Below are 13,405 nucleotides of genomic sequence, written 5' to 3' on the forward strand. Positions count from 1 at the left end.
TGCACGGGGCAGGCGCCGCCCGGCTCTACGATGAGGATCATGGCTGATACTCTGCCGAGCCGCGCCTCCCTCGGGGGTCGACTCGACGTTCTCCCGTTCACGCGTCGTCACCTGAAGGTGCTGACCGGCTCGGGGGTGGGGTGGGCGCTGGACGCGATGGACGTGGGGCTGATCTCGTTCATCATCGCGGTTCTCGCGCAGCAGTGGGACCTGACGAAGACCGAGACGGGCTGGATCGCATCGGTGGGCTTCATCGGGATGGCGATCGGCGCGAGCCTGGGCGGCCTGCTCGCCGACAGACTCGGTCGACGCCAGGTGTTCGCGTTGACGCTGCTGATTTACGGAGTCGCCACGGGCGCGAGCGCGCTGGTCGGCGGAGTCGCCGCGCTTCTGGTGCTGCGGTTCTTCGTCGGTCTCGGCCTCGGCGCCGAGCTGCCGGTGGCTTCGACATACGTGAGCGAATTCGCTCCGAGCCGCATCCGCGGACGACTGATCGTCATCCTCGAGGCTTTCTGGGCCGTCGGATGGACCGCCGCCGCCCTCATCGGATACTTCGTGATCCCGGCGTCCGAGGACGGCTGGCGTTGGGCCTTCGCGCTGGGAGCCGTCCCTGCCGTCTACGCTCTGGTGGTCCGTTGGGGCCTTCCCGAGTCGCCTCGTTGGCTCGCAGGGCGCGGACGCATCTCGGAGGCCGAGCGCATCGTCTCGGCTTTCGAAACGGATGCCGGGATCGTCACGGCCCCGGCGATCCGCAAGGAGCCGCCGTCCCGTGCGCTTGCGTCGACGACCAGGGCACGGCTGGGTACGCTCTGGCACGCGGAGTTCCGCGTGCGGACGGTCTGCATCTGGCTGGTGTGGTTCTGCGTGAACTTCTCCTACTACGGTGCCTTCATCTGGATCCCCAGCATCCTCGTCGACGCCGGATACGACCTCGTGCGCTCGTTCGGATTCACGCTGCTCATCACGCTCGCGCAGCTTCCGGGCTATGCCGTCGCGGCGTGGCTCATCGAGGTCTGGGGTCGGCGTCTCACGCTGTCGGTCTTCCTCGTGGGATCGGCGGCATCCGCCGTCCTGTTCGGGACGGCGACGGGCGAGACCGCGATCATCGCCACGGGCATGGCGCTGTCCTTCTTCAACCTGGGTGCGTGGGGCGCGCTCTACGCCGTGACTCCTGAGATCTATCCGACGTCGCTTCGGGCGACGGGGACAGGGTGGGCGGCGGGCGTCGGCCGGATCGCTTCGATCATCGCGCCGTTGCTCGTCCCCGTGCTCCTGGTCGCCGGCGGTGCTCCGCTGCTGTTCGTCGTCTTCGCGGCTGTGTTCGTCGTGGCGGCCGTGGCAGCGTGGGGTCTCGTCGACCGCCGAGGTCAAGCACTCGACGACCGCTGAAGACCGAGGGCGACACGGAGAATTCACTCGCGCTGCATCCGAGAACATCTGTCGCAGCGCGTCACGCTCATCTGCGCGTCATGTTCCCGTCATCGGCAGACGATTGGCTTTTCAGGACCGTGCACTCCGAGCACGGGCCGAAAGGATCTCCCCAGTGATGAAACGTCTTGCCTCTCTGCTCACCTGCGTGCTCATGGCCACGACCGTCGCTCTGCTCGGCTCGTCCGCGGCCAACGCAACGACGGCGCCCCTGCCCGATGCAGCCCAGCGCAGCCTGAAGATCGTGTCGTACAACATTCATCACGCGCAGGGCGCCGACGGCGTGCTCGACCTCGAACGCATCGCGCAGGTGCTCGAGAGCAGCGGCGCCGACGTGATCGGCCTTCAGGAGGTCGATCGCCACTTCGGCGCGCGTTCCGGCTACGTCGACCAGGCCGCCTGGTTGGCGCAACGGCTCGACATGTCGTACTGCTACGCAGCGAATCTCGATCTCGACCCCGCGGAAGGCGCCACGGATCGCCGCCAATACGGGACGGCGATCCTGTCGGCCCATCCCATGGACGACTGCGCGAACACGCCGCTGCCGAATCACGTCGGCGGCGAGCAGCGCGGGCTCGCCCAGGCCGACGTGCACGTGCGCGGCGTCGAGCTCCGCGTGTACAACACGCACCTGACTCACGAAAGCGCGCAGGGCCGCCTCGATCAGGCCGCCGTCTTCAACGAGATGGTCCGGTCCGCCGGCATGCCGGTCGTGCTCGTCGGCGACCTCAATGCCCGCCCCGACTCCGCCGAGTACGACGTCTTCACACAGGAGCTCGCCGATGCCTGGCCGGTGGTGGGCGAGGGCCCCGGATACACCTTCGACAGCGACAACCCCATCGGTCGCATCGATTACGTGCTCACCTCGCCGGACGTGACGCCGCTCGCCGCCGAGGTGGTCGCCACTCTCGCGTCCGATCACATGCCGGTGCTGGTCGAACTGGCGCTGCCGCATCCGTCGTCGAACGGCGATGCGCGCCGCTGATCGGCCTGGGTAGTTCCTGTCCTCCGTGACTCGGAGGACAGGAACCCGCTCAGGCGTGCTTCGCCGCGACAGCGAGCAATAGGCTGGAGCGGTGAGTGCAGTGAGATTCGTGGCGATCGGTGATTCGTTCACCGAGGGTGTCGGAGACGAGCTCCCGGACGGGCGCGTACGCGGGTGGGCGGACATCGCCGCGCAGGGCTGGGCGGATGCTGCAGGTCACCCGATCGAGTACGCGAACCTCGCGATCCGCGGGAAGCTCGCCTGGCCGATCGTCGAGCAGCAGCTGGAGCCGGCACTCGCACTGCGACCGACCCACCTGTCCTTCAACGGCGGCGGCAACGACATGCTTCGCCCCAGGACCGACGTCGAACACATCGCCGATGCCTTCTCGCGCGTGCTGCGTCGCTGCGACGAGGAGGGCGTCACCCTGATCCTGCTCTCGGGGGCGAACCCCTCGGGTCAGCTGCCGATGGGCTCGCTCGTGCAGCGGAGGGGAGACGAGCTCTCGGATGCCGTGATCCGGCGCATCCAGACGCGGCCCGATGTGATCCGCGCCCTGAACTGGCCGGACAAGGAGCTCTCGACGTCGCCGTACTGGTCCGAGGACCGGCTGCACATGAATGCCGCCGGTCACCACCGCGTCGCCGCACGCGTACTTCACGGCCTCGGCTTCGAGCCGCCGGCGGCCTGGTGGTCGCCGACAGCGTATCCGCCGGCCGGACCCAGCGGGTTCGCGTACTACCGTCAGCACGTCGGCCCGTGGGTGAGGCGCCGTGTCACTCGGACCTCGTCGGGCGATGGCCGCGAGCCGAAGCATCCGGCCTGGATCGAACTGGTGCCGCAGTGACCGCGCGTGTCGGGCGGCGGATGCCGCGGCGCATCGCGCAACTGCTCGTCGGCCTGTTCCTGTACGGCATCGGGATCGCATTCATCGTCCGCGGCGAGATCGGCGCGGCGCCATGGGACGTGCTCACGCAGGGGATCGCCAATCACATCCCGCTGAGTTTCGGCGTGATCACCATCCTCACGAGTGTCGTGGTGCTGCTGCTCTGGATCCCGATCAGGCAGAAGCCGGGCATCGGAACACTGCTCAACGCGCTGCTCGTCGGCCCGGCGGCGGACATCGGACTGGCGTTGATCCCTACGGGGCAAGACCTGTGGGTGCGCATCAGTTTCTTCGTGATCGGGCTCGTGGTCCTCTCGGCCGCGACCGGGCTCTACATCGGTGCCCACTTCGGACCCGGCCCACGCGATGGCCTCATGACGGGCCTGCATCGCGTCACCGGCTGGCGCATCTGGATCGTGCGAACGGCTCTCGAAGTCACGGTCGTGCTGATCGGATGGCTGCTCGGCGGCAACGTCGGCATCGGCACCTTGGCCTTCGCGCTGCTCGTGGGTCCACTGTGCCAGTACTTCATGCGGGTCTTCGCCATCCGGCTGCCGGTTCGAGATGCGGCGCCCGCGCGGTGACGGATCTCGAGCTCGCACGGATCCCCGCCGGATCAGTGACCCTGCATGACGCGCGTCGGAAAGAACACCGCACTGTCGCGCTCGAAGCCTTCGAGATCGGCGTCTTCGCGGTCACCGAGGAGCAGTTTGCCGAGGTGCTCGGTATCGCCTCTCAGCACCCCCGCCGCCCGGCGGCCGACCTCAGCTGGCTGCGCGCGGTGCGGTTCTGCAATGCGGCATCCGAGTGGGAGGGCCTCGACCCCGCGTACTCGTTCGACGGCGAGCAGGTCACCTGGCATGTCGACAGCGACGGATACCGACTGCCGACGGAGGCGGAGTGGGAACTGGCCTGCCGGGCTGGGTCGACCGGGCCTCAGTACGGACCGCTCAGCGACATCGCGTGGACGAGTGCGGACGGTCTGCGCCATCCCCAGGACGTCGGGGGGAAGATGCCGAACCTGCACGGACTGTTCGACACCCTCGGAAACGTGTGGGAGTGGTGCTGGGACCTGCTCGATCCAGCCCGATACGACGACTATCGGGTGTTCCGCGGCGGGGGCTTCGACGATGATGCGTGGAGCGTCAGAGCATCCGTTCGTCGCGGGGGAGCGCCCCGCATGCATCATGCGGATGTCGGCATGCGACTCGCGCGCGGGGCCTTCGACGCCGTCGACGAAGCTCAAGGCTGGTCAGCGCGAGCGGATGCGGAACGAGCCGTCACCGATGACGCGCGGCCGATCGGGTGGACGCCACGGCGCTGAGCCTCCGTCCCCGCGTGTCAACCCCCTGGTCCGAAAACGCCGGGTCCTGGATCGTGAGGGATCCCAGGCGCTCCTGCGCCCCCACCGGACCTGCGGGTCCCGGAAGGAGTTCTCATGAGCATCGGAACCGGAGTCGTGCTGTTCGTCATCGGCGCGATCCTCGCATTCGCCGTCAATGTCGAGGTCGAGTGGGCGAACCTCGATCTGATCGGCTACATCCTGATGGGCGCCGGAGCGGTCGTCTTCATCATCGGACTGATCCTGCTCGCCAAGCGTCGTCGCACGGACGTCGTGACGCGCACCGCGACCGATCCGGCAGCGGGGGAGCAGGTCTCGCGCCGCTCGACCCGGACGGACGACCCGGGAACGCTCTGAACCGACGGCGAGGTCAGGACATCGACCGGACCATGTAGCGCCTCGGATCATCCGGATTCTCGAAACCGTACTGCGCGTACAGACCGTGCGCGTCGGCGGTCGCCAGAAGCATCCGGGTGAGCCCGAGGGGCTGCAGGTCTGCGATGATCCCCTCGACGAGCATCTTGCCGACGCCGCGTCCGCGGACGGCGTCATCGACGAACACGTCGCAGAGCCACGCGAACGTGACCCGATCGGTCACGACACGCGCGTAGGCGACCTGCACGCCGGATTCGTCATCCCACACGCCGTAGTTGCGTGACCCGTCGATCGCGGCGTCCTGAGTCGGTCGCGGTCTCCCGGCCGCCCAGTACGACTGCTCACTCAACCAGGAATGCACCCTGGCGCGATCGATCCGAGCATCATCCTGTGCGAAGTCGAAGGTCACGAGCGTCTCCGTTCCGGGTCCAATCCGATGCGGATGCGGGTGCGCTTCCGCTCGATCATGATGAAGGCGGCGCCCAGCAGCCACAGCGGCATCTGGGCGAGGAAAGCGATGCGGAAGGCATCAAGCGAATACGTCTCGGGTGTTCCTGCGCCCTGAAGATCGAGCGCGAGGCCGATGAGGAAGATCGCGATCAGTGCGGCGATGAAGCCGCCGGCGTTCGTCACTCCCGTCGCCGTACTCAACCGGTGCGAGGGATTGTGGGTTCGGGCGTGGTCGAACGCGATCATGGACGCAGGACCACCGGTGGCGAGGGCGACGGCGAGCACGTAGAGCAACCAGAGCGGAGCCGGTGCTGGGAACGCGATGACCACCGACCACGCCACCATCTGCGTCGCGACAGCAGGAAGCACGAGAGCGACGGACCGGTAGTTGGGGATGCGCCGCGAGAGGTCTCCGATAACAGGCCCGAGAAGCATTCCGGAAATGACATATACCGAGATGATCGTCGCGGCTTGGGCAGTCGACAGCCCCTCGCCGGCGGTCAGGAACGGCATACCCCAGAGGATCACGAACGCGGTCCCCGCGAAAGGCGTGGTGAAGTGCGACCAGAACGCGAGGCGGGTGCCGGGGTGCGCCCAGGCCGCGCGAATTCCGACACCGGTGTCGATCGCGCTCGTCACGACGCGCACCACGCCGGTGTCGGTGTTCACGCTCACGTCGGCAGTGAGCTCCGGAGGACGGTTGCGGATCACGGCGAACACGAGGATCGCGAACAGGATGCCGAGGCCGGCCACGCTGCCGAAGGTGATGGTCCACGTCGTCGTGTGCAGCAGCGCCGCGAGGGGGATGAGGGCGACGAGCTGTCCGGTCTGACCCACGAGACCGGTGTACTGCACCATCACGGGGCCACGCTGCGCGGGGAACCAGGTCGCGACCAATCGGAGGACGGCCGGGAAGACGGCGGCGTCGCCGGCACCGAGCAGGATGCGTGCGATCAGGGCGATGCCGATGCTCGGCGAGATCGCCATGACCAGCTGCCCCGCCGCCATCAGCAGCATCCCGATCGTGATGATCGGACGAGAACCGTATTTGTCCAGCAGAACGCCGATCGGGATCTGCATGCCTCCGTACACCGCGAGCTGCACGACCGCGAACAGCGAAAGCGTCGACGCATCCGCCTGGAAGCGCTCCGCGGCATCGACGCCCACGGCCCCGAGTGAGGTGCGGTTCGTGATCGCGAGGGTGTAGGCGGCGACGCCCACCGACCAGATCAGCCAGGCCCGCCACCCCGGCGCGGCGGGGGAGACGGAGGTCGAGGGCACCTCTCTACGCTACTCCTCGCTCACCGCAGGTCTCGCGCGAGCACGCACAGCGCCGGCGAGTCGCCGATGCGGATGCCGGTGGCGATCTCGCGCCAGCCGAGCGAGGCATAGAACCGCCCGGCATCCTCCGCCTCCGCGTATCGGCTGAGGACGGCGGTCGCGTACGGCAGGTCCTTTAACAACGCGTCCATGAGGTTCGCGGCGATGCCGGAGCGGCGGTGCGCCAGGGCGACCGCGAGTTCCATCACGGAAAAGCAGCCGTCGCCGAACCACCTGGCGCGCGCATCGTGCTCGAGAAGCGGCGCGATTCGGTCGCGCCACCAGTCACCGGCGGCGATGCCTGTTCCCAGGGCCAGTCCGACGACATCCGCACCGTCCTTTGCGAGCACCAGGCGCAGGTGCGGCTTGCTCGCCCCGTAGCGTCGGATGCGCTCCATGAACGATGTGCGGCTGGCCTCGACCTCCTCGCGGTACGGCTGCTCAGCGAAGACGCGCGCATACAGCTCGGCGGCGCGTGTGAGCTCCGCTTCGTCGCCGTCCCACTTGGTGATCAGGACGCCGGTCATGCGCTGCCGGTGGTGTCGGCGAAGAGCAACCGCGGATGGAGTTCGAAGCCGTTGCGCGCATACATCGCGATGGAATCCGGCGAGGTGTGCACGGTCACGTGCTCGGCTCCTCGATCACGCGCGGCGGCGATCACCGCTTCCACCAGGCGCCCTCCGATCCCACGATCTCGATGCGATGGAAGCACGTAACAGGATTGCAGATCGCCCGAGAGGCGATCGATGCTGTGCGTCGTCGGAACACGCGGCGCGAGTGCGAGCCACGCCATCCCGACGATCTCCGCATCCGCCACAGCGACGAACGGGACATGAGAAGCCGCGTGCTCACGCGCCCAGTCGACCGCTGCCGACACGTACTGCGTCTCTGACATGCTCGGATGCTCGCCGCGGTCGTTCACCGTCCACAGCCAGCGGAGCCGGACCACCCGCTCGAGCTCATCGTCGCGCGCAGTCCGGATATCCACATCACCCGCGTCAGCCGCCATGTGCTCCACGCTAGCGTCGCGTCCCGATGTCCGCTGTCGGCGCTACCGTCGGGCCATGACCACGACACCAGTGCACCATTCCATCGACTACGTCGAATTGACCGTCACCGATCTGGACGCCGCGAAGGATTTCTACGCGGCGGCCTTCGGCTGGAGATTCGTCGACTACGGGCCCGAGTATGCCGGCATCGCGTCTCGTCTGGGTGACGGTTCGGAGGTGGGTGGGCTGCTGCTCGCCTCCACGCCACGATCTTCCGGCGGGCCGCTCGTGCTCCTGTACTCCGACGCGCTCGACGCGACGGCGGACGCCATCACGCGCGCCGGTGGCGTCGTGACGGTGCCCGCATATCCGTTCCCCGGCGGCCGTCGGTTGCACTTCACGGATCCGGCGGGCAACGAACTCGGCGTGTGGGGCGCCTGAACGACCACGCCGCCCTGGTCCCGCGGCCGTCAGCGGATGTGCTGGATGCCGACGCTCAGACGCCTCAATTGGTAGCGCCACGGTGCGAGCCGCGGCGCTACCAGCGTCAGTCCGGCATCCTGAGCGATCCACTCCACGACTTCGTCCGTCGTCTGTTCATCGGTCGCGACATGCGTCGCATAGCGGTCCTGTGCGAGCGCGGTGACGCACCGGGGAATCTGTTCGATCGCCCAGCTCTCCCGATGCAGCCCCGCCGGCACGAAGGGGACGCGGGTGTTCAGTCGTTTCCGGAGCGTCGCGGGACTCGCGGTCAGGGCGTAGTGACGCACATCGACTCCGCGTGCGCGCAGCCCGCCGACGACCTCGTCGAAGTAGTCGTCGCGCACAAGGGTCATGGGCACGAGCACAGGTCCGGGATGGGCAGCCTCCGCGTGCTGCAGAGTGTCGACGACCGATGCCCGCCATTGCGGCAGATCTTGGAAGTCGCCATGTGCGGCGCGGGGGAGCATCCGGTGGAGCGCGAAGCCGAGCACCTCCGGGTCCGCGACGTGCGCGTCGGGAATTCGACGTCGGAGCTCGAACGCGGTGTGGGTCTTCCCGGAGCCGAAGGCCCCGTTGATCCAGATCAGCACGGCCCTCAGCCTAGGCCGTGCTGATCAGGATCCTGTGGGCTCATGCGTCTGGCGTGTCCACCCAGGTCACGAGCTGCCACACCAGCCCGTTCGGGTCGGCGAACTGACAGTAGCGTTCGCCCCACGGCTCTGTCTCCGGCGGGGTGATCACCTCGGCGCCGGCAGCGGAGATGCGCGCGAATTCGGCGTCGATGTCGTCGACGACGAAGGCGATCAGCAGACCCTGCCCCGCAGATCCGGCGATGCGCTCCGGTGTGAACGTGACCAGCCCCGTGCGGAGGAAGATCACGTTCATGCCCGCCGTCGGATGCTCCAGCGAGATGAACCCTTCAGCGGACATGGCCTCGGTGAAGCCGAAGTGTGCGATGGCGAACGCCGCGGAGGCGCGCTCGTCCGGGACGTTCAGGGACAGTGCGGTGGCGGTGGTCTGCATCTTGAGCCTCTCAATCGATACGTTGTACGACGTACAGCGTTATAAGCTACAGAGATATTCCCGCGACCGCAATCGAAATCGAGAAGGCGATGCCCCAGGACCTGATCGACCTGCTCTGGCGCGACCATGCCGACGCGCCCCGCACCGGCGCCCGCGGGCCGCGGTCGCGTCTCTCCGTCACACAGGTGGTCGACGCCGGCATCGCGATCGCCGACGTCGATGGGCTGGCGGCGCTCACCGTGCGTCGTCTGGGGGAGCGCCTCGGCATCTCCGCGATGTCGGTCTACACGCATGTGAACAGTCGCGACGACCTGCTCGTGCTGATGGCGGATGCCGTGCACCAGCGGATGCCGAGGCCCGAGTTCTCGCCCGCAGGATGGCGGGCACGTGTCAGGGCCGTCGCCGAAGCCGAGCTCGCGCAGTACACCTCGCACTCCTGGCTCCTCGACGTGGTCGATCCACGGCTCAACCTGGGACCAGGAACGATAGGCCGATACGACCATGAACTGCATGCGTTCGATGGTGTCGCGCTCGACGACGTCACGCGCGACGCCGCTCTGACCTTCGTGCTGGATTTCGTCAGGGCCGCCGCGCGTGCCAGCACGGCGCCACCAGAGGATCTGGGGGAGGATTGGGCGACGCTCGGCGCTCGCCTCGAACACTATGTCGGCGGAGACTTTCCGATGGCGACACGGGTGGGCGCCGCGGCCGGTGCGTCGATGCAGATGGCGTACAGCCCCGATCACGCCTGGACGTTCGGCCTCGAGCGCGTGCTCGACGGGCTGTCTGCCGTGATCGAATCGGAACGAGCGCACGACCACGCATGACGACGGATCAGGCGACTCGACGAGATCGCCACCGCGCGGACGAGGAGATCAGTTCAGACGCTCGGTGAGATGGACGGTGACCTCGTCGCCGTCGGTGCGTCCGATCTTCTTCCGAATGGACGCCGAGATCGGCAGCTTGTGGGTGCCGTCGCCGAGAGCCATGAAAGCGCCGCGAAAAGGTTCGCCGTCCACGGTGCCGGCGACCTTCACAAGACCGCGAGTGCCGAAGACCGTTGCGGAATCGCCGAGTTGAACGCAGGTCCAGGTGTCGCCTTCGCGCACCTTCCCGAGTGTCGCGGTGAAGGTGATGTCGAGGGGAGTGGGAATGCCCATTTCAGTCCTCCAGTTGTCGTTCTCTAGACGAAGATGCCGACGATGGTGCCGATCACGACGAGTTTGATGACCCAGTCGGCCAGATGCACGACAGCCACCGGGAGTGCGGTGTTCTCGTGCACGACGCCACCCATGAGCAGGATCAACGGCAGCACGGACAGGCTCAGCCCGAGCGCGGCGCCTGCTCCCGCGCCCTGCCACCCAGTCGCCAGCATCAACCCGGCGACAAGACAGGAAGCGATCAGACCGCGCAGGACGACCGAGCCGATCTGCACCGCGAAGGGAAGTCCTGGTCGTGGGGTGCTGTTCTGCGCGACCAGCCTTCCCACCCGCGGGAGCGCGTAAAGAAGGGCTGATGCGAGGAACGAGACCAGCGTGGCGAAGGCGACTCCGAGAATGATCATCCGACTACTGCTCCTTTAGTACTTACTGGTACTCAATGTAGGCTGGAGATTTAAAACCGTCAAGTACTAAAGTGGGATTCATGACATCCGACCTGCGAACTCGCGGCCGCCCGGCCGGCCTGACCGGCGAGAACCTCCTCGCGGTGGCACGCGACGCGTTTCTCGAGTCCGGATACGCAGGAACATCGATGGAGGAGATCGCGAAGCGCGCACGCATCTCGAAAGCATCGCTCTATCGTGAGCATCCATCCAAAAGCGCCCTGTATTCAGCCGTCGTCGAGCACTGGGCAGCGGCGGGACGTGACGCCATGCGGCCGGCGCTGGATGCGCTGCGGGGGAGTGAGGATCCGAAGTCCGGGCTCATCGCGCTCGCGAAGACGATGCGCACCGGCATCCTGAGTCTGCCCGTGATGGCGATGCGCAAACTGGTCACAGCCGAAGCCGACGCGCACCCGGAGGTGGCTGCCACCTACCTCGAGCAGAGCTGGCAGCGAAACATCCACAACCTCGCGAGCACCCTGGGCGAGATGGCGACAGCGGGACGCCTGTACATCGAAGATCCGGAAGAGGCAGCCGAGCAGTTCACCTGGCTTGTGATCGGTTCGCCGCTGAACGCGCACATGCTCGGGGGAGAAGCGCGCACGATGCCGAGCATCACCGGCGCCGTCGATCTGTTCCTGGCGCGCTACGGCGCATGAGCTGAGAGAATCGCCCCATGCCAGCGGATGCCGCACTGAATGCCCTCGACACGGACAGACTTGTCCTGCGCCGATCGCTGGAAGAGGACGCACGCGTCTTCCGGCAGCTCTGGACCGAGCGCGACGAACGGGTTCCGCCGCACCGAAGGATCGACGAGGCCGGACATCCGACGACCGAGGAGATCGCCGCGAATCTTCGGGCGAAGAGCGCAGACACGAAGCCCGGGCTGCTCACGGTGGTGCGCCGGGGCTTCGGCGACGTCATCGGCTACTGCGGCGTCGTGTTCGACGGCAACGGCGACCCGGACGAACCCGAACTGGCATTCGAACTGCTGCGCGCCGTGCACAACCGCGGATATGCTACCGAGGCAGGGCGAGCAGTGCTCTCGTGGGCGCGATCGGCAGGCTATCGCCGCATCTGGGCAAGCGTCTGGGATTGGAACGTCGCGTCCCGGCGAGCCCTCGAGAAGCTGGGATTTACGGAGACCGGGGTCGTGAACAAAGCGAGTGAACACGGACGCTCGCTGTTGACAGTCCGAACGCTATGACCGCGCGTCAGAAACACGCGCTCGATCTCCGCCGCGTCACGGGTGGGGCACCGCCCTCGATTCTCGTACTGACATAATGTGCATTATCGGATATCACTCATGAGTCCGGGAGAGCTGCTTCCCGGGACGCCTGGCATGATCGGAGGATGGCGAGTTCCACTCCAGTGACCCTGTGCTGCCTGCTCTGGGCGCGTCCGGGTCTCACCTCAGCGCTGAACGCCTACGAGGATGCTGTGATCGGGCTGCTCTCTGATCACGGCGCGAAGATCGTGCAACGCGCGTTCGGCGCCGGCAGCGCCGAGCATCCGCACGAGGTGCAGCTCTACTCGTTTCCCGATCAGGCTGCGCTGGACGGATTCCTCACTGACCCGAGACGCCTCGAGCTCGCGGATGAACGCGACCGCGTCGTCGCCCGCACCGAACTCTTTCCCGTCACCGTGCCTGCGCGGTCCCTCGCGATGATCAGCGGCGTGGTCGAGATCGACTGGGCGTCAGCGCGGGAGGCGAATCGCGAGAATTGGGACGATCGCGCGGCCCTGCACGAGCAGGCATACGGACTCGATGCCTTCGACGATCCAGACCATCTCAGCGACGTCGTGCGCGAAGATCTTCCCGTCCTGTCGCGGTTCGTCGCGAACGGATCGATCACCGGTCTCGACGTCTGCCACCTGCAGTGCCACATCGGCACCGACACCATTTCCCTGGCACGTGGGGGCGCCTCGGTCACAGGCATCGACTTCTCACCCGCAGCCCTGCGCACGGCGGCTCGGCTGGCCGATCGCGTCGGAGCATCGGCGACATGGGTCGAGTCCGATGTCCTGGATGCTCGGGCTGCCGTCGAGGGTGAATTCGACGTCGTCTACACGAGCATCGGCACGATCACTTGGCTGAACGACCTCGACCGCTGGGCGGAGCAGGTCCATGCACTGCTGAAGCCGGGCGGGACCTTCTTCATCCGCGATGGGCATCCGGCGCTGTACGCACTCGACGAGAACGCTCCATCGCTCACGACTCGATACGGGTACTTCGGCGACGGCCGCGCTCAGCAATGGGACGACGACTCCACGTACGCCGGCAGCGGCACGGTCGCCCATGCACGCACCTACGAGTGGCCGCACCCGCTGTCGGAGGTCATCGGTTCGCTCCTGCGCGCTGGACTCCGCCTGGTGCATTTCGATGAGGGCAAGACCCTCCCCTGGCGTTTCAGCCCGCGCATGGTCGAAGTCGACGGTGGTTTCGCCTGGCCGGAAGCCGAGCGAAACCTGATTCCGTGCACGTACACGCTCGTCGCGCGACGCGACTGAAGGCTCAGCC

The 13,405-nt window shown here is 67.0% G+C and carries 19 protein-coding genes; 11 read left to right on the forward strand and 8 right to left on the reverse strand.

Features of this window, described 5'->3' with window-relative positions; translation table 11 throughout:
- The first annotated feature begins 39 nt into the window (after positions 1-39).
- From ACFCYE_RS08630 to ACFCYE_RS08655, 6 genes are all read left to right on the forward strand, one after another.
- Positions 40-1,389: an MFS transporter gene (locus tag ACFCYE_RS08630; RefSeq protein ID WP_376177921.1), complete on the forward strand. Its 1,350-nt coding sequence runs from the start codon at positions 40-42 to the stop codon at positions 1,387-1,389.
- Positions 1,390-1,546: 157 nt separating this feature from the next.
- The gene (locus tag ACFCYE_RS08635; protein ID WP_376178171.1) at positions 1,547-2,413 is read left to right on the forward strand and encodes an endonuclease/exonuclease/phosphatase family protein; all 867 of its coding nucleotides are present in this window, start codon (positions 1,547-1,549) and stop codon (positions 2,411-2,413) included.
- Between the two features lie 91 nt (positions 2,414-2,504).
- On the forward strand, positions 2,505-3,260 hold the full coding sequence (locus tag ACFCYE_RS08640) for an SGNH/GDSL hydrolase family protein (RefSeq protein ID WP_376177922.1): 756 nt from the start codon (positions 2,505-2,507) through the stop codon (positions 3,258-3,260).
- Positions 3,257-3,883: a YitT family protein gene (locus ACFCYE_RS08645; RefSeq protein WP_376177923.1), complete on the forward strand. Its 627-nt coding sequence runs from the start codon at positions 3,257-3,259 to the stop codon at positions 3,881-3,883. The genes ACFCYE_RS08640 and ACFCYE_RS08645 overlap by 4 nt, the downstream gene beginning before the upstream one ends.
- Entirely contained in the window at positions 3,880-4,623 is a 744-nt protein-coding gene (locus ACFCYE_RS08650) for a formylglycine-generating enzyme family protein (RefSeq protein WP_376177924.1), read from the forward strand. Before ACFCYE_RS08645 ends, ACFCYE_RS08650 begins: the two co-directional genes overlap by 4 nt.
- A 114-nt stretch (positions 4,624-4,737) precedes the next feature.
- Positions 4,738-4,998, forward strand: coding sequence for a DUF6458 family protein (locus ACFCYE_RS08655; protein ID WP_376177926.1), 261 nt, complete (start codon positions 4,738-4,740; stop codon positions 4,996-4,998).
- 13 nt (positions 4,999-5,011) lie between these two features.
- On the opposite strand, the gene ACFCYE_RS08660 is transcribed toward ACFCYE_RS08655, so the two are convergent.
- The 4 genes from ACFCYE_RS08660 to ACFCYE_RS08675 are packed head-to-tail and all read right to left on the reverse strand — an operon-like array spanning position 5,012 to position 7,795.
- Positions 5,012-5,425 (reverse strand): GNAT family N-acetyltransferase, encoded by a 414-nt coding sequence (locus ACFCYE_RS08660; RefSeq protein ID WP_376177928.1) that lies wholly within the window; start codon positions 5,423-5,425, stop codon positions 5,012-5,014.
- Entirely contained in the window at positions 5,422-6,747 is a 1,326-nt protein-coding gene (locus tag ACFCYE_RS08665; protein WP_376177929.1) for a nitrate/nitrite transporter, read from the reverse strand. The genes ACFCYE_RS08660 and ACFCYE_RS08665 overlap by 4 nt, the downstream gene beginning before the upstream one ends.
- A 20-nt stretch (positions 6,748-6,767) precedes the next feature.
- Positions 6,768-7,313, reverse strand: coding sequence for a GNAT family N-acetyltransferase (locus ACFCYE_RS08670; protein ID WP_376177930.1), 546 nt, complete (start codon positions 7,311-7,313; stop codon positions 6,768-6,770).
- A complete protein-coding gene (locus ACFCYE_RS08675; protein ID WP_376177931.1) occupies positions 7,310-7,795 on the reverse strand; it encodes a GNAT family N-acetyltransferase in 486 nt (161 codons plus the stop codon). The genes ACFCYE_RS08670 and ACFCYE_RS08675 overlap by 4 nt, the downstream gene beginning before the upstream one ends.
- Positions 7,796-7,850: 55 nt before the next feature.
- On the opposite strand from ACFCYE_RS08675, the gene ACFCYE_RS08680 reads away from it, so the two are divergent.
- A complete protein-coding gene (locus tag ACFCYE_RS08680) occupies positions 7,851-8,216 on the forward strand; it encodes a VOC family protein (protein WP_376177933.1) in 366 nt (121 codons plus the stop codon).
- Positions 8,217-8,245: 29 nt separating this feature from the next.
- Here ACFCYE_RS08680 and ACFCYE_RS08685 read toward each other — a convergent pair whose 3' ends face one another.
- Complete coding sequence (locus ACFCYE_RS08685) at positions 8,246-8,848, reverse strand: AAA family ATPase (RefSeq protein ID WP_376177934.1); 603 nt, start codon at positions 8,846-8,848, stop codon at positions 8,246-8,248.
- Positions 8,849-8,888: 40 nt separating this feature from the next.
- Positions 8,889-9,281: a VOC family protein gene (locus ACFCYE_RS08690; RefSeq protein ID WP_376177936.1), complete on the reverse strand. Its 393-nt coding sequence runs from the start codon at positions 9,279-9,281 to the stop codon at positions 8,889-8,891.
- Positions 9,282-9,370: 89 nt separating this feature from the next.
- Between ACFCYE_RS08690 and ACFCYE_RS08695 the strand changes: the two genes are divergently transcribed.
- Positions 9,371-10,108, forward strand: a complete 738-nt coding sequence (locus ACFCYE_RS08695) for a TetR/AcrR family transcriptional regulator (RefSeq protein WP_376177937.1) — start codon at positions 9,371-9,373, stop codon at positions 10,106-10,108.
- A 48-nt stretch (positions 10,109-10,156) separates the two neighbouring features.
- On the opposite strand, the gene ACFCYE_RS08700 is transcribed toward ACFCYE_RS08695, so the two are convergent.
- Entirely contained in the window at positions 10,157-10,441 is a 285-nt protein-coding gene (locus tag ACFCYE_RS08700) for a DUF1905 domain-containing protein (protein ID WP_376177938.1), read from the reverse strand.
- A gap of 23 nt (positions 10,442-10,464) precedes the next feature.
- A complete protein-coding gene (locus tag ACFCYE_RS08705; protein ID WP_376177939.1) occupies positions 10,465-10,845 on the reverse strand; it encodes a DUF1761 family protein in 381 nt (126 codons plus the stop codon).
- A gap of 80 nt (positions 10,846-10,925) precedes the next feature.
- Here ACFCYE_RS08705 and ACFCYE_RS08710 point away from each other — a divergent pair, with 80 nt between their 5' ends.
- From ACFCYE_RS08710 to ACFCYE_RS08720, 3 genes are all read left to right on the forward strand, one after another.
- Positions 10,926-11,543, forward strand: coding sequence for a TetR/AcrR family transcriptional regulator (locus tag ACFCYE_RS08710; RefSeq protein WP_376177941.1), 618 nt, complete (start codon positions 10,926-10,928; stop codon positions 11,541-11,543).
- Between the two features lie 17 nt (positions 11,544-11,560).
- On the forward strand, positions 11,561-12,091 hold the full coding sequence (locus ACFCYE_RS08715) for a GNAT family N-acetyltransferase (protein ID WP_376177942.1): 531 nt from the start codon (positions 11,561-11,563) through the stop codon (positions 12,089-12,091).
- 146 nt (positions 12,092-12,237) lie between these two features.
- Positions 12,238-13,395, forward strand: a complete 1,158-nt coding sequence (locus tag ACFCYE_RS08720; protein ID WP_376177944.1) for a class I SAM-dependent methyltransferase — start codon at positions 12,238-12,240, stop codon at positions 13,393-13,395.
- The last annotated feature ends 10 nt before the right edge of the window (positions 13,396-13,405 follow it).

The sequence above is a fragment of the Microbacterium sp. NPDC056234 genome (genome assembly GCF_042267585.1).
Classification (GTDB): domain Bacteria; phylum Actinomycetota; class Actinomycetes; order Actinomycetales; family Microbacteriaceae; genus Microbacterium.

Coding starts and splice junctions, on each gene's coding strand:
- ACFCYE_RS08670 (WP_376177930.1), bottom strand. CDS start 7,313: ATGACCGGCGTCCTGATCACCAAGTGGGACGGCGACGAAGCGGAGCTC.
- ACFCYE_RS08715 (WP_376177942.1), top strand. CDS start 11,561: ATGCCAGCGGATGCCGCACTGAATGCCCTCGACACGGACAGACTTGTC.
- ACFCYE_RS08690 (WP_376177936.1), bottom strand. CDS start 9,281: ATGCAGACCACCGCCACCGCACTGTCCCTGAACGTCCCGGACGAGCGC.
- ACFCYE_RS08635 (WP_376178171.1), top strand. CDS start 1,547: ATGAAACGTCTTGCCTCTCTGCTCACCTGCGTGCTCATGGCCACGACC.
- ACFCYE_RS08680 (WP_376177933.1), top strand. CDS start 7,851: ATGACCACGACACCAGTGCACCATTCCATCGACTACGTCGAATTGACC.
- ACFCYE_RS08655 (WP_376177926.1), top strand. CDS start 4,738: ATGAGCATCGGAACCGGAGTCGTGCTGTTCGTCATCGGCGCGATCCTC.
- ACFCYE_RS08710 (WP_376177941.1), top strand. CDS start 10,926: ATGACATCCGACCTGCGAACTCGCGGCCGCCCGGCCGGCCTGACCGGC.
- ACFCYE_RS08700 (WP_376177938.1), bottom strand. CDS start 10,441: ATGGGCATTCCCACTCCCCTCGACATCACCTTCACCGCGACACTCGGG.
- ACFCYE_RS08695 (WP_376177937.1), top strand. CDS start 9,371: ATGCCCCAGGACCTGATCGACCTGCTCTGGCGCGACCATGCCGACGCG.
- ACFCYE_RS08630 (WP_376177921.1), top strand. CDS start 40: ATGGCTGATACTCTGCCGAGCCGCGCCTCCCTCGGGGGTCGACTCGAC.
- ACFCYE_RS08720 (WP_376177944.1), top strand. CDS start 12,238: ATGGCGAGTTCCACTCCAGTGACCCTGTGCTGCCTGCTCTGGGCGCGT.
- ACFCYE_RS08675 (WP_376177931.1), bottom strand. CDS start 7,795: ATGGCGGCTGACGCGGGTGATGTGGATATCCGGACTGCGCGCGACGAT.
- ACFCYE_RS08705 (WP_376177939.1), bottom strand. CDS start 10,845: ATGATCATTCTCGGAGTCGCCTTCGCCACGCTGGTCTCGTTCCTCGCA.